The organism is Arcicella gelida, assembly GCF_034931025.1.
In the GTDB taxonomy this organism is placed as follows: Bacteria; Bacteroidota; Bacteroidia; order Cytophagales; family Spirosomataceae; genus Arcicella; species Arcicella gelida.
The window spans coordinates 311,948-331,546 of the sequence record NZ_JAYGIL010000002.1 but is presented as its reverse complement, the minus strand read 5'-3'; the positions used below and the strand labels follow the sequence as shown (position 1 = coordinate 331,546).

Genomic DNA, 19,599 nt, shown 5'->3' with positions numbered 1-19,599 from the left:
GCATATCTTATGAATAAAATTATACTTTTTTCAATATTGTTTTTGTCAACATTTTCATTGCTAGCTCAAAATGAAAAAATTACTGTCGGCATAACCTATTTTACATATCCTTCTTATCGTGAGAGAAACTATGTTGAGCAAATCAACGAAATTGTAGCCAATGAATTTGTGAAAGCCGGAAGGTTTACTGTGGTAGATCGTACGAAACTTCAGGCTATTAAAGCTGAGCAGGAGCTTCAGAAAACAGAAGATTTCCTTGATAGCAAAGTAATAGAGCAAGGTAAAACATTAGGTGCAAAATACATTGTAACAGGACAGTTAGTAAGCGTGGCTACAACAAGTTCGTATTCAGTTGAATTTAAAAAATATCAGTATTCAGCATCTATATTGGTGTCTGTTAAGTTGATTGATGTAGAAACCAGTGAAGTGCTTCAAGCAGAAACGTTTGGGCGTGGTTCTTCTAACGCATCCGTTGAAGGAGGTTTCTTTAAACAATTAATGAATTCATCATGTGATGTAGCTGGAAATGGTAATTCTACAGACGAAGCGTTGCGGAATGCTATGAGTAATCTAAGTTGTGGATTGAAAAACTGGATAAAAAGAGTTTTTCCCACGATTGTATCTGTAGTAGAAGTTCAGGAAACACATAAAAAGAAAGGTGCCGTTAAAATATTAATAGCTGGGGGTTCTGGTATTGGGCTTAGCTCAAGAAAAGAATTATCAATCATTGAATTTTTAAAAGTTGTTGTAGACGGTAATGAATTAATCAGAAAAAAAGAAATTGGTAAAGTAGAAGTGATAAAAGTCGAGGATGAAAATTTTTCTATTTGTGAAGTAAAGGAAGGTGGCTTAGAGATAAAGGATAGGATAGACAAAGGAATAGTACTGAAAGCTTTTGTTAAATAATGTTCAATTTGCTTAAAATTTAAAAGTGCATTTATCAATATGAAAAGATACTTTAGTAATTCATGTATTCATTTTATTATATTGTTCTTAAGCTCTTTGTTAACAGGTTTTGGACAATCTAATAATATCAGTTTTGCCTTAGTTATGCCTGAGGAAGTTGACGGAGGGCTTACTAATACCCATCTCCAACGATTACATGATAATTTAATTGATGTACTAACTCAGAATGGAATTGCTTCATTAAATATTCAAAATAACTTAGTGTTATATCCTGTCATTAAATTGTATAATCAACAGACTGTGAATGCTGAGGTACAAAATATCACGGTGATTGAAGCTGACTTAAGCTTGTATGTAAAACAGCTAGATAATAAGTTAATCTTTTCTTCAATTACTAAAAAAATGAAGGGGAGTGGGAAAACTTATGATTTAGCTTTGAATAATATGATTTCGAATGCCAAATTAGATGAACCGAATGTTGTTGGGTTTCTAGATAAAGCAAAGCAAAAAGCTATAACTTATTACAATCAAAGATGTTCTAGTATTATTACTCAAGCTGAGCAAATGATGAAAATGAATAGATACGAAGAGGCTTTGGTTAGTTTATTAAGCGTTCCTTCTGAAGTTGACTGTTATCAACAAGCAACCACTAAAGCAGTAGAGGCATTTAAGTTATATCAAAATCAAAATTGTAATCAAATGCTTTTGAATGCGAAGGCAAAGGTTGCGAATCGTCAATTTGAAGAAGGACTAAATATCATCGCTATGATTGACCCATCTTCGTCATGCAAGGCAGAGGCATTACAGTTAATTCAGCAAGCAAGCGGGCAAGTTGAAGCAGATAATAAACGTAAATGGGATTTATTAAATAAAATCTTTATGGATTCTGCTGAGATAGAAAAGCGTCGGTTGGATTTGATAAGTCAATTTTTGATTAGCCACTCAATGAATCTTCCACATTACTATTACCAAAATGTTACTCGTTAAATTACATTTTAATTAAAAATCATTATGAAAAAGATTAGTACAATTTTATGCAGTCTGTTAATTTTATCTGTTTTTACCAGTAATGCACAAATACCATTTAAGGAAGTAAATTGGTCTGAAACTAAAATACCTGGATTTATCATCAATAAAGATGCCTCCAAGACAGAGGTGATTTTTGATACCTATATACGCACCTCAATTCGTGAAATTGGTTATGGTGATGTGGTTTATATAGAAAAGGGTGGCTCAAAAATTATGAGGTCAGTACCTAAAGAATGTATTGGGTTTCAAATAAATGATAAATTATTTGAGAAGGTTGACTTCAATGATGTAAAAGGTGGAAAGAGTCTGAAATTTATGCAACCTTTGTCAAAAGGGAAAATCAATTTATATATGTATATCTACTACTCGTCTTCTATCATAGAAAATGGAGAAACTAAGCAAGGTAACTATTATTATTATACTTATTTTTTGCGTAAAACAGCTACTAATGAGGGTATTATGATTGGTACTTCCAGTAAATTAAATGATTTACAAGCTTTGATAAGTGATAATGCAAATGTTTCTAAAAAATATCAGGATAAAGAATATAATAATGCTGAAGTAAAAGAAGGTGTAACTAAAAATATTGATTTGATTAAAATAATTAACGATTATAACTCTATGAATTAATTTTACTATTTATTATTGAAAATCCCTCCTAATAGCTCATAAAGCTTTAGGAGGGATTTTACTTTATATAGTGTCAATAAAATTATAAAATGCCTAAATTGCGTATAATCTGCTTTACAACTAAGAAACAAACCCATGTTCATCCACAAAACCAATTTCCTGATGCGGGCTTTGTATCCAGATTTTATCTGGAATATCAAGCGTGATGAAAAAGTAATTTACTTGACTTTTGACGATGGCCCAATTCCTGATATTACGGAATTTGTTTTGGAAGAATTGGCGAAATATCAGGCAAAAGCTACTTTTTTTTGTATCGGCGATAATGTCAGAAAACATCCTGAAGTATTTCAAAAAATAATACAACAAGGTCATGCAGTTGGAAATCATACTTTTAATCATTTGAAAGGTTGGAAAACGGAAGATGAGCTTTATTTGAAAAATTTCAAAGAGTGCGAGGCTATTTTAGAGAATGGTTTTCAAATAAAAAACGATTCTTTGTTTACAAAAAAGAAGTTTCGCCCGCCTTATGGAAGAATCAAAAAAAATCAGGCGAAAGCCATTTTGCCAAGCCACGAAATCATTATGTGGGATGTACTTTCTGGGGATTTCTCTCAAGAATTATCACCCGAAAAAGTATTAAAGAAAACAATGCAACATACTGAAAACGGTTCTATTGTTTTATTTCATGACAGCATTAAGGCAAATACGAATATGTCTTACGCTTTGCCAAGAGTATTGTCACATTTCTCAGAAAAAGGTTTTACTTTTAAGGCATTGTAAACCTAAATGGATTGAATGAATACTTCAGAACAGCCTAATATTACAATCTGGATTGCTGCCAGAAACGAAGAAGATACGATTTTAAATTGTCTTCGTTCTATTGATAAAGTCCATTATCCCAAAGAAAAACTACAAGTATTAATCGGAAATGACCAATCGGAAGACCAAACAAAAGCTTTGGTTGAAGATTTTATAAAAGATAAGTCTTATTTTCAACTCGTTGATATTCAGAAAGTAATCAATAATCAATGTGGAAAAGCCAATGTGTTAGCGAATCTTTATGAACATTCTACTGGAAAGTATTTTCTAATTTGTGATGCTGACGTAACTGTAAATCCCGATTGGATTGAAGGAATGATTGCCAATTTTGAAGCTGATGAAAACATAGGTCATCAGGTAGGCATTACAGATATTAAAGGCACAAATATTTGGCATCATTTTCAGTCAATCGACTGGCTTCATGCACTTACTTTATTGAAAATTGCGGCTGATTTAAAAATTCCTTTAACGGGTTTGGGAAATAATTCAGCCGTTACTCGGCAGGCTTACGAAGCTACAGGCGGTTATGCAAAAATTCCTTTTTCTATCACAGAAGATTTTGCACTTTTCCATGAAGTAGTCAAAAACGGATTTGGCTTCAAAAATACCATTAATCGTAAAGTATTCAACCAAACTTTACCGATGATGAATTTGAAAGAATTTTTGCATCAAAGAAAACGATGGATGGTTGGTGCTTTACAATGCCCTTGGTGGATAGTTACTTTACTTTTTCTACAAGCACTTTTATTACCGATTTTGGCAGTCGTTGGTTTTACTTACTCTTGGGAATTGGCTGGTACTTTATGGCTTATCAAATGGCTGAACCAAAGTATGACAGTACTACCAACAATTTTAAAATTAAGGCGATTTCACTTAATAAAACATTTACTTTTGTACGAAATTTATGCCAATTGCTGGCAATTAACGATGATACTCTTTTATTATTCACCCGTTGCGGTGGATTGGAAGGGAAGAATCTATCGTTGAGTTTTGAATAAAAATTTCGAATGAGGAATTTTTTAGTACAGGTTTATTTCTAAAAATAAAAAAGCTTACAGCCTAAAGCCTACCGCTTAAAGCTAAATTAAAATATCAAATGAATAATTCATCCTTACAAATTATTGAAACCCACGCCCATATTTATGATGAAACTTATCAGGAAGATCGTGATGAAATGCTAGAAAAAGCCTTTTCGGCCGGTGTTTCGCAAATCTGGATGCCCAATTGTGCCTCAGAAACCATTGATGGAATGATGGCTTTGGCTGAAAAATATCCGAATCAATGTTTTCCGATGATGGGTTTGCATCCTTGCTATGTAAAAGAAGATTTTGAAAAAGAATTAGCCATCGTAGAAGATTGGTTGAACAAGTATAAATTTATTGCCATCGGAGAAATTGGGATGGACTTATATTGGGATAAAACCTTTGTAAAACAGCAGGAAGAAGCCTTTTTATATCAATGTCAACTAGCAAAAAAACATGATTTGTGGATTGATATTCATTCAAGAAATGCTTTTTGGGAAACAGTAAATTTGATAGAAAAAAATGCAGACTCTAATTTAAAAGGCATTTTTCATTGCTTTACAGGTACTTTAGAGGAAGCCCAGAAAGCCATAGAATTAGGGTTTCTTTTAGGAATTGGTGGGGTGGTAACTTTCAAGAATGGCGGACTAGATAAAATTTTACCTCATGTTGACTTAACCTCAATTGTCTTGGAAACTGATGCGCCTTATTTAGCTCCAGTTCCGTATAGAGGGAAAAGAAATGAACCCTCTTATCTTTCTATTATTGCTCAAAAAGTCGCAGATTTAATGGAATGTTCGGTAGAAAAAGTAATTGAACAGAGTACTCAAAATGCGCTTAACTTATGTCAATAAATTAAGTATATAAATGCCATTCATCTTTCATAACAACTAAATTATTCGATGTATAATATTATAAAAATTAACACAAAATCAGACAGTAAAGACGATGTAAAAGTACTCGTAATTTACACTGGAGGAACTTTAGGAATGGTTTATGATGCCAAATCGGATGGTTTAGTACCTTTTGATTTTGCTCAGATTCCTGAGAACTTACCAGAAATGGCTCGTTTAGATTTTGATATTTCTGTACTAACTTTTGAAACACTGTTGGATTCTTCTAATATGAATCCCTCAGTTTGGATTACTTTGGCAAAAATCATTGGTGAAAAATATCATGAATATGATTCTTTCGTCATTCTTCATGGTACAGATACTATGGCTTATACAGCTTCTGCTTTGAGTTATTTATTGGAAAATCTTAATAAACCTGTTATTCTGACAGGAGCTCAATTGCCAATCGGAGTAGCTAGAACAGACGCCAAAGAAAATTTCATTACGGCACTTGAAATTGCTGCGGCGAGGCTTAATAATCAACCAATTATTTCTGAAGTATGTATTTACTTTAATTCTGTTTTATTGCGGGGTAATCGTGCCAGAAAAAGTGAAAGTGTTCAATTTAATGCTTTTGAATCAGAAAATTACCCAGTTTTAGCTGAAGCTGGTGTGAAAATAGAGTACAATAAACCTTATATCAAGCATCATCATCCCAATGCAAAATTGATTGTACATGAGAAATTGGATGAAAATGTGGTAATTCTGAAAATTTTCCCTGGGATTTCTGAAAAAGTTGTGAGAAGTATTCTGGGAATAGAAGGCTTAAAAGGCGTTGTCATGGAAACTTTTGGTTCAGGAAATGCTCCGACTGTTCAATGGTTTTTGGATTTAATGAAAGAATTCATCGACAAAGGAATTATCATTTATAATGTTTCGCAATGTAATGGTGGAAGAGTAATCCAAGGTCATTATCAGACAAGTCAGTATTTGCAAGAAATTGGAGTAGTAAGTGGTGCAGATTTAACAACTGAAGCAGCTATTACAAAACTGATGTATGTATTGGGGCAAGATACTTACTTTGCTGAGAAAAAGAAAAATCTGAGATATTCGATTGCTGGAGAAATGTCTTAATCGGTAAATTTTCAAATCAAAAAGGAGTAATACAGATTTAAAATGTATTACTCCTTTTTGATTGAATAGCACTCAATGCGTAACGTTTGCGTAAATAGTATCAAGAATTTTTACAAAATTTTTATAATCTTCTTCAGATAAATCTCCCCAACCTTTTCTTCTTACTTCTACAACAATTGGGTAAGCCTGTTCAAATTTTTCTCTGCCAGCATTTGTTAGCGTAATCATAAATCGGCGACGGTCGATTGTTGCCATTTTTCTTTCAGCAAATCCTTTTTTTACTAATAAATCAATGATTCTGGTAACAGTGGGAGCGTCCTTAACAGTCATTTCAGCCAATTCATTCTGGCTAACCCCAAGTTCTTCGTGTCTTTTAATATGGTCAAGTAAAACCCATTGATCTACCGTTAGATTAATATTGGCATCATCTAATTTTTTTTGGAGAATGAGCCTTATTTTTTTCATCGTTGTGTCAATCTTAAAAAAGTAAGCTCTGTTATCTGCTGGATTGGTAGTCATATCTTTACTAAATGAATTGAAAAGGTTTAAGCAATTAGCTTATAATTTAATGAGAATTTAACTCAAATTTATCTTAGTCCTATTCTTTTTTAATTTGGCTAATTCGGCTTGGTAATAGCGATACATAAAATCATAAATAATTAATTCATGAAAACGTTGATTGTCAGCAATCACACGATTGACAGTCATGTGAATCGTATCTGATAAGTATTTTTTGAGTGTAGCACCTGATTTCAACACTTTTATTTGAGCAATACTTTCTTTAGTTTGCTCGCTTTTATGTTGAATAGGCTCAAAAAATGTGATAAATTCTTCACTTATTTCAGCCGACAAAATACTTTCTATCTTTTTTCGATATTCTCTAAAACGCTTGTCCATTTGTAGTTTCATCGGTTTGTCAACCTTGAATTCTGCTGCAAAATTATCTTTTAATAAGGTCATCAAATCTAGCTTTTGATCGAGCGAAAGTTCAAAATCATTCAAATAAATATCAATTAGTTTCATGGCAAACTGCCAACGAATTTGCTCTCTTTCATCGCCCCAAGTTTGTGCTAACAAATTTACAATGGCTTCGCTATCGTGAAAAAAGATATTTTCTGTTAAAATCATGACATCAGCACCATATCTTTCTATTTCTCTTTGATAAGTATCGTATTGAATTTTCCAGATAATTCCTTCTTTTTCTAAATCGTCTAAAATTCCTTTCAGACCAAGAATTACTTCACCTAAATGCTTTAAATCAGTAAAATGAAGTCGTAAACGAATATGATTATCGGGGTCATTATATCGGATAAAAAACCATTTATCAATCAATCGCTTTTTCAGAAATTGCTCAACCAATGACTTAATGTTTTGTGCTAAAATATCGTCTGCGGCTTTTACGCCTGAATAAATTTTAAGATAAAGCCATTCGGATCCCAAAGAAAAAGTGCGTTGGATTTCATGATTCAAAGGTTTTTGAGACGGAATTTGCTCAAAAACAGTTTTTTTGTTAATTAAAGAAGCTATAAACTGATTCGTAAAAAATGCTCCAGATTGGTTAACGATATGCCCATTGTTGGGGACAAACAAAAATTCTTTTAGTTCAATCTTTTCACGATTTTTAATAGCATCGAGCCAAGTTTGAATACTCAATAAATTTTCAGTATTGACCAACAATTCATTGTCAAAATCCACCAATACAAATCGTTTTGGTAATTGCCATTTTACAATAAATTCATGGAAAAATACTAATAGATTTTCAGGAGAATTGATAAGTAAACTTTCAAAATCTTCTTTCTTGAATTGCCAAGTTGCGGCTTCAAGAATGATATTTTTATAAGTAAGACGAGGCGAAAACTTTGTATTTAAAGTCGCTTTTTTCCAGCCACTATCAAAGGCTGCGACTAGGTTAGCACTTTGTAAATCGCATAAAAAATGGTAAATCGGCAAGGCATTCATTGAATAATTATGAGCATTACTCAATCTTGGAATTACTTCTTTGTTTAACCTTTTTGATTTTAACCTGATTTTTTGTTGACTAATATCCACTGAAACCAATAAATCTTCCAATAAAATTTGCTGATTTTCGGGTAATGACGATTTGGCTAAGTACGGAATTTCATAAGTCAAAAAAGCAGGATGAAGTAAAATATTGCCAATTCTGTTTTCTGGTAAATGTACAATTTCCGCAAAGATAACTTCTGGATTTAATGCCTGTTCTTTTTCGGTAATTTCTTGAATAATATCCAAAATAGCTTCGTCGGTATGAGCGAATCTTCCTAATAAATTTACCGCACTTGTACCTCCAAACTTTTCAAGATAAATTGGCAATTCTTCATCGCCAGTCAATCTAAAAATCATCGAAGTTGAACTTGGCGTTTTATATTTTTTATGCAAAAAAGGTTTAAAATCATCTTCTTCCAAATTTACTTGTAAAGCATTTTCTTTGAGCGCATTCAAGTATTTTCTGAAAAGATATTGTTGAAAAGGATTTAAGTTAATTGTAACGTCTTTTTTTTCTTCGTTGCTTGATTCTAATCCATTTGCAATCGGCGTAAAATTACTTTTGCCAGATTGTCCATAACCAATGCCTGTTTCTGTATCCATTACAATAAGTAAAGGAATTTCTTGGTTTTCGTAACGTTCATAAAACTTTTTGATAAAATCACTTTGCGTTGGATTTTCTCTTTTTTCACTTACTTGAATCAAAAGCTCAGCAATTTCACTCAGTTCTTCTTGATAAGCAGATGCAATTTTATTCTCATCAAATAAGTTGACCAAATCTGTTTGAAACAACTTTCCTTCTTCAAAAGGAACGCCAATTTTCTTGATAAGCTCTGTGATTTCTTGATAAGTACTTATTTTATTAATTTGTTGATTATCAATATTTTTCAATTGATTTTCAATACTTTGCAAAGTATCAAGGTAATGCTCGTTGACATTATTTTTTTGAAGTACTTTAATGATTTGTTGGGTCAATCCTTCACCAGTAATGGCTGGTTCTAATTCATTAATCAAGAGTTGGGCATCAATTAACTGCTCTATAAAACCCAAAGCGTCTTCTTCCGAAATATCATCGTCTATCAAAAGTGGCACAATTTCCGACATTTTTGCTCCTTTTTTACAGGCATCCAACACCAAAGCTATGTATTCAGACCATTCAAAAGCGGAGATTTGATGTGTTCTTTTTCCATCAACATATTTATATTCAACATAGCGAATTTCTTGACCAATTTGATAAATACTTGAGTTTGGAAAATATAATAAATGACTTTTGATGAAAGGAATTTCTGATAAACTTTGTGCCAAAGCACCAGCATAGTGCATGTCTAAACGAGTACTTCTTCGTTTTTCAGAAGCAATTTTCAAAGCAGTTTCATCACTCCATTCAACGACAGAACAACCTGCAAAAAGCCCGAAAGGAGTACATCGACTACACATTCTGGAATAATATTTACAAAGTGAAAAAACTATTTTTTGAGCTTTCTTAACATCAGTAATATTCCCATCTTTCCAAAGTTGTGCTTCATTGAAAAGTACAGGCGATGCCAAATAGAGTGCTTCTAAAAAAGGCGGATGGTTGAGTAATGTTTTAAGGAAATCTTCAGAAATGTCATCTGCAAATGGTAGCGTAGGCGTTCTTAAGATGATTTTTTTCAGAAATTGATATGAATTCGACATTAAAAGCTAACGATTGGTTTGACGGTATCACCAAATTTAATGCTTAATGCCCAAAATTGTACAGAATGATAATTTTTATTGTCGTTTTACTGAACAGTTTTAAGAAATATCATTTTTTTAATCATTATTTTCAGTAACATATATCACCAAAAGCTCTTTAGAAAAATCATTGATAAAGCCTCAAAATTTTCCCAATTTTCCGAAAAAATTCACTCATTAAGGCAAAAAGAGATAAAGTTTAAAGCTAGAAGTGGCAAAAATTTCTATGAATTTTGTATGTTTGTTTATACAGAAAACTTCATCATTCAATAAAATCAAATATGAAAAAAGTTATTTTACTACTTTTTCTTCCTTTCTCTATTTTCGCTCAAAAATTTTCTAGTGCTGAAATCAGTCGTTTTAAGCAACAAGCTCAACGAGTGAACATTATTCGGGATAATTGGGGGATTCCACATATTTATGGCAAATCCGATGCAGATGCCGTTTTTGGCTTACTTTATGCTCAATGCGAGGACGATTTCAAGCGAGTAGAAATGAATTATATTGAAAAATTAGGACGAATCTCTGAGCTAAAAGGGGAGTCCGAATTGTATAATGATTTACAAATTCGCTTGCTGATAGATACAACTGAGGCTAAAGCTGATTATCAAAAAGCTGCACCGTGGTTAAAGAAATTGTTGAATGCTTATGCTGATGGCATTAACTATTATTTGCACACGCATCCATCTGTAAAACCAGCGATATTGACTCGTTTCCAGCCTTGGTATCCTTTATTATGGACGGATGGAAGTATTGGTGCAATTAGTACGGCAGATTTGAGCATTGCTGATTTAAAGAATTTTTACTCAGGAAGTTTGGTTTCGGCTGTGGCTATTCCTAAACTTTCAGACCATCAAACGGGTTCAAATGGTTTTGCTTTTTCTCCGAAAATTACTGCGTCGGGGAATGCTATTTTGTACATAAACCCACACGTTACTTTTTATTTCAGACCAGAAGTACAAGTAGTCAGTGAAGAGGGTTTGAATGCTTATGGAGCAGTTACTTGGGGGCAAATGTTTGTTTATCAGGGTTTTAATCCTTATTGCGGTTGGATGCACACATCTAGTAATGTAGATGTTGCAGATGTTTATGCAGAGAAAATTATCAAAAAACAAGACAAGTATTTTTATGAATATGAAGGTGTCTTAAAACCAGTTTCAGAAAAGAAAATCACGATTAGTTATTTGTCAGGGAATGAATTGAAACAAAAAACCTTTACAACTTACGCTACTCATCATGGTCCAATCATGGCGAAAAGAGACGATAAATGGTTAAGTTTAAAGTCTTATAATCGTTCGGTTGTCAGTTTGATTCAGAGCTGGAAACGAACCAAAGCAAAGGGTTTTGAAGAATACAAACAAGTAATGGCTTTGAAGGCAAATACTTCAAACAATACTGTTTTTGCTGATAATAAAGGAAATATTGCTTATTGGCATGGTAATTATATTCCGAAAAGAGATAATCAATACAATTGGGCAAAACCAGTTGATGGTTCAATTGCGGCAACAGAATGGAAAGGTTTGCATGCAGTTGATGAAACCGTTCATTTGTATAATCCAGTAAATGGTTGGCTACAAAATTGTAATTCAACACCTTTTTCAGTAGCAGGATTGAATAGTCCGAAAAGAGAAAATTATCCATCTTACATGGCTCCAGATGGAGAAAATTTTAGAGGGGTGAATGCCGTAAGAGTGTTAGATCGTGAGAAAAAATATACAATTGATAAAGTAATTGAAGCAGGTTATGATACTTATTTGTCAGCTTTTGAAATATTGATTCCTGCTTTGATAAAAACATTTGAACGTGATGTAAAACCGAACGATTCACTTTATAATCAATTAAAAGCACCGATTGATGTACTGAAAAAATGGGATTATCATTCGTCTGAAACTTCTGTCGCTACTACTTTAGCGGTTGAGTGGGCTCAGAAACTAAGTCCTGTCATTCAAAGATTATACATCGACCAAGGCGAAACCGACCAAGTAGAGAATACCAAAAGGTTTGCAGCGAATGCTACAGTTGCCCAATTGATGTCACCTTTGGTAACAGTCATCAATGATTTGACTAAAAAGTTTGCTACTTGGGAAATAGCTTGGGGGGAAATCAATCGTTTTCAACGATTAAATGGAGATTTACAAGCCAAGTATAATGACAACGAGCCAAGTGTTCCAGTAGGTTTTGCTTCTGCTTTGTGGGGTTCTTTGCCATCTTATAATAGTCGTTATTATCAAGGAACAAACAAAAGATACGGAGTAGGAGGAAACAGTTTTATTTGTGCGGTTGAATTTGGCAAGAAAATTAAAGCAAAATCGCTTTTAGCAGGAGGCGAAAGTGGCGACCCAACTTCCAAACACTTCAATGACCAATTGTTGATGTACACAAAAGGAAAATTCAAAGATGTCCTTTTTTATAAGGAAGATGTCTTGAAAAATGCAGAAAAAACATATCATCCAGGCGAATAAATGTAAATATTATCAAACAAATTGATAAAACGTTTGGTTCGCAGTATATTTGAAAGATTTTTAAATAGAATTTTAACAGTAATTTCAATAACGAATTAAATTAACATTAAATGGCGTATCAACAAGATTTTACTCATGTTACAGGTTCTGAACCTCACCGCTTGCGTACAAGGCAGATTTTAAAGGCTCACCCAGAGGTTAAGAAATTAATCACTAAAAATCCGATGACGATGGTTTGGATTTTGGCTTGTGTGTCACTTCAAATCCTGATGACTTATTTGGTGAAGGACCAAGCATGGTACATTATTTTGGCAGCAGCCTGGTGTATTGGTGCTTTCCCTTCACATACTTTGTTTATTTGTATTCATGAGGCTTCGCACAACCTTGTTTTCAAAAAACCTTCTTGGAACGTTTACGCTGGTATCATTGCCAATTTTCCATCATTAGTACCAACAGCTATTTCTTTCAAAAACTATCATTTAAAGCACCATGCTTTTCAAGGAGTTCATGAATTAGACGCCGATTTACCAGATTATTGGGAAGCTAAACTTATCAATAATTACTTTATTGGTAAAGCAGTTTGGTTATTGTTATTTCCTATTTTCCAAGTAATTCGTACACTTCGTTGTTTAGAATTAGCAGTAATTGACCGTTGGGTAATGATGAATATCATCGCTCAAATTGTTTTCGATGCTGTAATTTGGTATTTCTGGGGATGGTCAGCTTTAGGTTATATGGGTGCAAGTTTTATGTTCTCTGTAGGTTTACACCCACTTGGTGCAAGATGGATTCAAGAACATTATTTGGTGTTAGATAAAGACCAAGAGACTTACAGTTATTATGGTGGTTTGAATTTAATCAACATGAATGTAGGTTATCATAACGAACACCACGATATGCCTTCTGTGCCTTGGAATAACTTGCCAAAATTGAAAGCTGCCGCTCCTGAATTTTATGATGATTTGAAATATCATACTTCGTTTGTAAAGTTATTTTTCACATTTTTATTCAGTCAAGAAGTAGGTTTGTATTCAAGAATTGTTAGAAAAGAAAGAGGTCGTGTAGGTTTAGATGATACTTCAATTCCAGATATTCAGATGGCTGAACAAAAATTGTAAGACAATTTTATACTTTTTAATAAAAAGAATCGTTCTAAATAGCTCCAATTTTGGAGCTATTTTTTATTTTAAGGAAATTCGGAGTTACCATACAAGACTTATTGTTTTTTTAAGAATAAAGTGCGAAGTTTGTTACACAAAAACCCTTTGCTAAACATAATACTGAATGTTTTGAGGCTTCTCAAAACATTTTTTCGTTGTTTTCCCTAATACATAAAACTGTATTGAAATTCAGTAAGAAACACTAAAAATGGCAAAGAAAAACAAATTAAGAATCATCAACTACGTCAAGGATGGAGTGGTATTAAGAAGTGAAGTAGCACCAGAACCCCCAAAAAGAATTACATCAAAGTGGACCGAGGAGGAAATCAATTTTTTAAAAGAAAACTTCCAATATTTAACATCTAGGGAAATATCAGATAAACTTGGTAGAAGCTGGGAATCTGTAAGAGGACAACTAAAAAGGTTTAAACTTACTGTAGGAGAAGAACTCAGAAAAGTGCGTCAAGCAAGTCGAAAGGGTGTTCCATCGGGTAGGGAAGGCGTTACGAAATGGTCTGAAGAGGCTATCAATTATCTCAAAGAGCATCATTATACAAAACCTCTTCCTGAAATTTGTGAGCATCTCGGTTTTAGATACGGAGTAGTCTATAAAAAGATGCGTTCTTTAGGCTTGAAAGTAAATCCTGAAATTGCTTTAAAAGTAAGAAAAGAAGGCATTGGGCGAATCAATGCGGAAAAGAAGGCTTATTTTAGTTCAGAAGATTTTCTTGAAAAACAGCGAAACAAGCAAATCAAAAAACGCACAAACTCAATTAAGCAACGTTTAATGAATAGAGAGCTTTCTGAAATTCAGAAGATTCAAAATGAGATAAAAGCCGCTACGAAAAAAATTGAAAAGAATGATGCCTTGATTAATAAACTCGTGACAGAAAAACAAAATTTAAGAGCAGAAGTAAAACGTTCGGAACTAAGAATTAAAGCTATTACAGATAAATTAAATTCATCTGTTCAATATGCTGAAACTAGTGTTTAAGTAATTAAATACATAGAAATCAGTACAGCCGAAAATGTGTTTTTCATTAACTTTATCACAAACAAAGAAAATAAACTCAACAAATGAAAAAACAAATTTTCTCTATTGGAGTCCTTCCTTTATTGGCTGGCCTTTTAATATCTACAGATGCAAAAAGTAATGTACATATCAACAAGGATACTCCTGTTTCCAAGAAGGTAGCCAAATCTAGCATAGAAGGTTTAAAAGTAGAAACGGTTGTTACAGGATTGAATGTGCCTTGGGGAATTGCTTTTTTGCCAAATGGAGATATGTTAGTTACTGAAAGAACTGGTCAATTAAGATTAATTCATGAAGGTAAACTTGTAGCAGAACCTATTCAAGGGCTTCCTGCGATTGTTTCTAAAGGACAAGGTGGACTTTTAGATATTAAACTTCATCCCAATTATGCTAAAAATGGTTGGATTTACTTTACTTATTCTTCGCCTGCGGCTGAAGGAGAAACTGGTAAAGGCTCTAATACGGCTTTGATGCGTGCTAAATTGGTTGGAAATACTTTAACTGAACAAAAAGTAGTTTTCAAGGCTACTCCAAACGTTACCACAAACCATCACTACGGTGGAAGAATTGCTTTTGATAGAGCTGGATATTTATACTTGACAGTAGGAGAAAGAGGGCAACAAGATGAAGCTCAAAAGCTTACGACTTTTCAAGGGAAAGTGGTTCGTTTACATGATGATGGTACTGTGCCAACAGATAACCCATTTGTAGGAAAGGACGGTGCAAGACCAGAAATTTATTCTTATGGTCATAGAAATCCGCAAGGTTTTGTGATTAACCCAACAACGGGCGACTTGTGGGAACATGAACATGGACCACAAGGTGGTGATGAAGTAAACATCTTGAAAAAAGGGGCAAATTACGGTTGGCCTGCTATTACTTTCGGAATTGGTTATGATAATTCAATTATAACACCAGATACTGCTCGTGCTGGCATGGAACAACCAGTTACTTATTACAGACCATCAATTGCTCCTTGTGGAATGACTTTTGTGACAAGCAAGAAATTTCCAGATTGGAAAGGTAATTTATTGATTGGTTCTTTGAAGTTTAATTATATCAAACGTTGTGTAATTAAAAACAATAAAGTGGTGAGTCAAGAAACTGTATTTGAAAATATAGGTAGAGTAAGAGACATCAAAGAAGGACCAGACGGAAACATTTATGTAGCTGTTGAAAGTACAGGTTCAATCGTGAAAATTAGTCCAGAGAAATAGATTTTAGAAAATGGCTATCGGTCTTCAGTCATCAGCAGTCGGTTTTATCATTTAAAGCGAACTGTTGATGGCTAAAAGCTTACGAAAGGTCTGATAATCTAAACGAACATTCGACTGCTGAAATCCGACGACCGAAAGCCGATGACCAATATCTGACAGCCAAAATCCCCTAAAGAAAAATGAAAATTATTTTACTGATTGCTTCGATGTTATTTCTTTCTCCATTTTGGCATCAGAATGAAGATGAATTAGCCGAAAGTATTGCACGTGGTAAAGAAGTGTATTTGAATAATTGCATTGTTTGCCACATGGGAAAAGGAGAGGGTGTCGAAAAATTGAATCCACCTTTAGCGGGTTCAGATTATTTGATGAAAACCCCTGAAAAAGCCATTAAAGCTATCAAATTTGGATTAAAAGATACGATTGAAGTAAAAGGAATTAAGTATAATGGTATGATGCCTGAACCGGGATTAGAAAATGAAGAAATCGCAGATGTGATGAATTATATTTCAAATTCTTGGGGAAATAAATCAACTAAAATTATTGATGTTAAAACAGTAGAGGGAATCAAAAAATGATTCCCTTTTTATCTCTTATTTAATTCTTCCTCTTAAAATAGGGCCAGCCTTTTTTAAAGCCCATTTCTACTAAATTGATTTTAGATTTTCCTTGATCTTCGGCATCGTAATAATGAATAGAGACAATGTTTTTCCCTTTTTCACGCAATAAACCCACATGTCCAGGTCCTTGGAATTTACCTTCGGTTCGCATGATTACTGTTCCTCCACCAGCATTCAAATCTTTGCCAGTTTGGTCTAAAAACGGACCTAATGGATTTTTTGAACGTCCGTAAACAATATAATAAGTACTGTTTAGTCCTTTACAACATAAACCATTATTTACAAAAAGGTAATAATAATCTCCTTCTTGAATCAAGCAAGATGCTTCCCAATCAGATTCTCTGCCACCAGCTATTTTTTTGATACTTTCTCCTTTTTTGATTTTTCCTGAAACAGAATCTAATTCTACCGCAGCAATTCCTCCAAAAAAAGAACCGTAAGTCATCCAAATTTTACCTTGTTTATCTTTTAAAATACTAGGGTCGATAGCGTTGAAATCTTTTCGGTCTTTAGAGGCTACCACCATTCCTAAATCCGTCCAATTGTATGTTGGCGAATTTGGGTCAAGTGTTTCGTTGGTTGCTAAACCAATGGCAGATTGTGTTACTCCAAAAGATGAACAAGAGTAATACAAATAATATTTTCCGTTCATGAAAATACAATCTGGTGCCCAAAAATGTCCTTGAAATTTGGGTACATATTCTTTAATCCAAGTGGGGAAAGAATCCTTTTTAAAAACCGTTTGAGGCGATACTTTCCAATTGACTAAATCAGTTGAATAAGTGGCTTTGATACCATAACCAGTAGAGAAAAACCAATAATAATTTCCATCTTTTTGTATCGTGGAAGGGTCATGAGATTCAATTTCTCCAGTTTGTGCTTGGATGCCATAACTAAATAGCAAAGAAAATAAAGCAAGAATGATGTGTTTCATATTTTTCGGAAAAATAAAGCCCATAAAGTTTTGATAAGCCAAACTTTATGGGCGAAAAACTATTCAAAAACTGCTACAAAACCACCGTTGGCTTTTAAAGAAATTTTTGTTGGAGTATTTGAAATATTGAGGGGCGTTTCTTTCAAAAGAGTTTGCTCATCATCGGACATTAATTGACCTTTTTTGTTTTTCAAGAAAGATAAATCAAGGTTCAAATCTTTAGCAATTCCTTCGCCATTGATGCCAGCAACATACCATTTATTACCTGATTTTCGAGCAACTACAAATAGTTTACCCGGAAAACCATCAATAAAACGGGTTTCATCCCAAGTACTTGGTAGTGTTTGTAAATACTGTTGTGCAAAAGCAGGTACATGAGCCATACCTTCTGGTTCTTCTGCAAAGTGTTGAATACCAGATATAAAAACAACCGATAAGGCTAATTCAAAAGCCGAAGTAGTACGTCTATTAATATTAGGTACTTTATATAAATTCATCGGCGTAAAATCCATCGGGTCGAAAGCATTACGAGTAAAAGGCAAAGTTGTACAATGGGCAGGCTGTTCGTCGGCAGCAGCTTGGTCAAAAGTCACCATTTCAAAACCTTTTACTGCTTCGGCAGTCATTAAATTCGGATAAGTTCTATGCCAGCCTCTTGGTAAAGTTGCTCCATGAAAATTCACTAAAAGTTTTGCTTTGGCGGCATCTTCCAAAATATTCAAATAATACTTAATCATTGATTGTCCATCGCCACCGAAGAAATCAATTTTTATTCCAGCGATACCCATTTCTTTGATTTTGTTAAATTCTTTTATTCTGCTTTCATGTGTTAAAAGCATTCCTTTTGGATGATACTTTACGGTATTCCAATCACCTGCTGAGTTGTACCAAAGTAATAATTTTACATTTTTGGTTTTAGCGTAATCAGCCAGCCATTTTGTTTTATCATAGCCAATTCTAGTGTCCCAATCAGCATCAATTAAGCAATATTCCCAGTGCATTTTGGCAGCAAAATCTATATAGTCTTTGGTGGTTTCAAAATTGATAGAATCGTCTTTTTTCATAATCCAACTCCAAGATGCTTTTCCTGTTTGTATAAATGAAGTATCCATTTTCACCGCAGGTTGGGCTAAATCAGTACCTAGGGTTGACTCTGTGATGGTTTTCAAAGAACCTAAAGCGATTACTCTCCACGGCGAAAGCCAAGGTAAAGTGGATTGCGGATTAAGTTCACCGCCTGTAAATACTTCTGGTGCTTGTGGAAAGCCGATTTTATATTCATTATTGGGTGATTCTGCTCTGAGGCGTGTAGCACAATAAGTGCCATCTAAACCAGCTTCAGTCAATAAAACCCAAGTACCGTTACACTGAAAAAGTGCAGGATATACCCAGCCAGCTTTGATAGGAGAAATAATGCCAGCTAAAATGTTTTTCTGATAAAATTCTTCATAAGAAGGATGACAATGTTCCCAACCTGTTTGGGCATCGCTCATCGGTTGAAGCCAAGCTTTAGTAGCTTCTGGAAATTTGAAAGAAGTAATTTCTTCACTGATTTTTTTAATATCAGTTGAGTTTTCAGGAAAGAAGTATCTGAAAGCTACACCATCGTTTGATACTTGAAAAATGATGTCTATTTTTTTGCCTTCGGCATTTTTCAATTTAAAAACCTGACGGTTGGCTGTATAGGTAATATTACTTTTTTTAGTAGTACGAATTGTGTATTGGTCTTTTACAAAAGTCGGTTTGCTTGTTCCTAATAACGCAAGTCCTTTTGTGAAATCTCCGTCTTCACGAATAAGCCCCAGACTGGAAGTAGCCAAAACAGTTTTGCCTTGAAAGCTAACAGAATACTTTGCTTGCTGATTTTTGATGGAGAAGTCAACAACAATTTGACGATTTGGACTGAATACTTTTTGAGAAAAAGCACCAAAGGAAAGTAATAAAAGAAGAAATACTTGTAATGATGATTTTAGGTTCATTGTAAGGAAAGATGTTTTGATAAGTAATATATAAACTAAATGAATAAAACTCTTTACAGAATTTAACGATTTTAAAGCTCAAAAAAAATCGCCTTATCGGA

General features: G+C 33.7%; 16 protein-coding genes. 12 read left to right on the top strand and 4 right to left on the bottom strand.

Going from position 1 to position 19,599, the window contains the following annotated elements:
- The first annotated feature begins 9 nt into the window (after positions 1–9).
- The 7 genes from VB776_RS01345 to VB776_RS01315 all read left to right on the top strand — a co-directional run bounded on the left by VB776_RS01345 (position 10) and on the right by VB776_RS01315 (position 6,373).
- Positions 10–906 (top strand): CsgG/HfaB family protein, encoded by an 897-nt coding sequence (locus VB776_RS01345; RefSeq protein WP_323325268.1) that lies wholly within the window; start codon positions 10–12, stop codon positions 904–906.
- Positions 907–945: 39 nt separating this feature from the next.
- Positions 946–1,893, top strand: a complete 948-nt coding sequence (locus tag VB776_RS01340) for a hypothetical protein (RefSeq protein ID WP_323325266.1) — start codon at positions 946–948, stop codon at positions 1,891–1,893.
- Positions 1,894–1,917: 24 nt separating this feature from the next.
- Entirely contained in the window at positions 1,918–2,565 is a 648-nt protein-coding gene (locus tag VB776_RS01335) for a hypothetical protein (RefSeq protein ID WP_323325264.1), read from the top strand.
- 135 nt (positions 2,566–2,700) lie between these two features.
- The gene (locus tag VB776_RS01330) at positions 2,701–3,345 is read left to right on the top strand and encodes a polysaccharide deacetylase family protein (protein WP_323325262.1); all 645 of its coding nucleotides are present in this window, start codon (positions 2,701–2,703) and stop codon (positions 3,343–3,345) included.
- A gap of 15 nt (positions 3,346–3,360) precedes the next feature.
- Positions 3,361–4,371, top strand: coding sequence for a glycosyltransferase (locus VB776_RS01325; protein WP_323325260.1), 1,011 nt, complete (start codon positions 3,361–3,363; stop codon positions 4,369–4,371).
- A gap of 109 nt (positions 4,372–4,480) precedes the next feature.
- The gene (locus tag VB776_RS01320) at positions 4,481–5,260 is read left to right on the top strand and encodes a TatD family hydrolase (protein ID WP_323325258.1); all 780 of its coding nucleotides are present in this window, start codon (positions 4,481–4,483) and stop codon (positions 5,258–5,260) included.
- Positions 5,261–5,308: 48 nt separating this feature from the next.
- The gene (locus tag VB776_RS01315; protein WP_323325256.1) at positions 5,309–6,373 is read left to right on the top strand and encodes an asparaginase; all 1,065 of its coding nucleotides are present in this window, start codon (positions 5,309–5,311) and stop codon (positions 6,371–6,373) included.
- 72 nt (positions 6,374–6,445) lie between these two features.
- Here VB776_RS01315 and VB776_RS01310 read toward each other — a convergent pair whose 3' ends face one another.
- On the bottom strand, positions 6,446–6,892 hold the full coding sequence (locus VB776_RS01310; protein WP_323325254.1) for a MarR family winged helix-turn-helix transcriptional regulator: 447 nt from the start codon (positions 6,890–6,892) through the stop codon (positions 6,446–6,448).
- Positions 6,893–6,949: 57 nt separating this feature from the next.
- Positions 6,950–10,054, bottom strand: a complete 3,105-nt coding sequence (locus tag VB776_RS01305; protein WP_323325252.1) for a lantibiotic dehydratase — start codon at positions 10,052–10,054, stop codon at positions 6,950–6,952.
- Positions 10,055–10,374: 320 nt separating this feature from the next.
- Between VB776_RS01305 and VB776_RS01300 the strand changes: the two genes are divergently transcribed.
- The 5 genes from VB776_RS01300 (at position 10,375) to VB776_RS01280 (ending at position 16,543) form a co-directional block, all read left to right on the top strand.
- Positions 10,375–12,555 (top strand): penicillin acylase family protein, encoded by a 2,181-nt coding sequence (locus tag VB776_RS01300; protein WP_323325250.1) that lies wholly within the window; start codon positions 10,375–10,377, stop codon positions 12,553–12,555.
- A 110-nt stretch (positions 12,556–12,665) separates the two neighbouring features.
- Complete coding sequence (locus VB776_RS01295) at positions 12,666–13,673, top strand: fatty acid desaturase (RefSeq protein ID WP_323325248.1); 1,008 nt, start codon at positions 12,666–12,668, stop codon at positions 13,671–13,673.
- Between the two features lie 250 nt (positions 13,674–13,923).
- Positions 13,924–14,709 (top strand): coiled-coil domain-containing protein, encoded by a 786-nt coding sequence (locus tag VB776_RS01290; RefSeq protein ID WP_323325246.1) that lies wholly within the window; start codon positions 13,924–13,926, stop codon positions 14,707–14,709.
- An 83-nt stretch (positions 14,710–14,792) separates the two neighbouring features.
- Positions 14,793–15,965 (top strand): PQQ-dependent sugar dehydrogenase, encoded by a 1,173-nt coding sequence (locus VB776_RS01285; protein WP_323325245.1) that lies wholly within the window; start codon positions 14,793–14,795, stop codon positions 15,963–15,965.
- A gap of 179 nt (positions 15,966–16,144) precedes the next feature.
- Positions 16,145–16,543, top strand: a complete 399-nt coding sequence (locus VB776_RS01280) for a c-type cytochrome (RefSeq protein WP_323325243.1) — start codon at positions 16,145–16,147, stop codon at positions 16,541–16,543.
- 19 nt (positions 16,544–16,562) lie between these two features.
- On the opposite strand, the gene VB776_RS01275 is transcribed toward VB776_RS01280, so the two are convergent.
- Both VB776_RS01275 and VB776_RS01270 read right to left on the bottom strand, forming a co-directional pair.
- Positions 16,563–17,519, bottom strand: coding sequence for an arabinan endo-1,5-alpha-L-arabinosidase (locus VB776_RS01275; RefSeq protein ID WP_323325241.1), 957 nt, complete (start codon positions 17,517–17,519; stop codon positions 16,563–16,565).
- Positions 17,520–17,578: 59 nt separating this feature from the next.
- Positions 17,579–19,498 carry a glycoside hydrolase family 97 protein gene (locus tag VB776_RS01270; protein ID WP_323325240.1) on the bottom strand — a complete coding sequence of 640 codons (1,920 nt, stop codon included), beginning with the start codon at positions 19,496–19,498 and terminating at the stop codon, positions 17,579–17,581.
- Between the last annotated feature and the right edge of the window lie 101 nt (positions 19,499–19,599).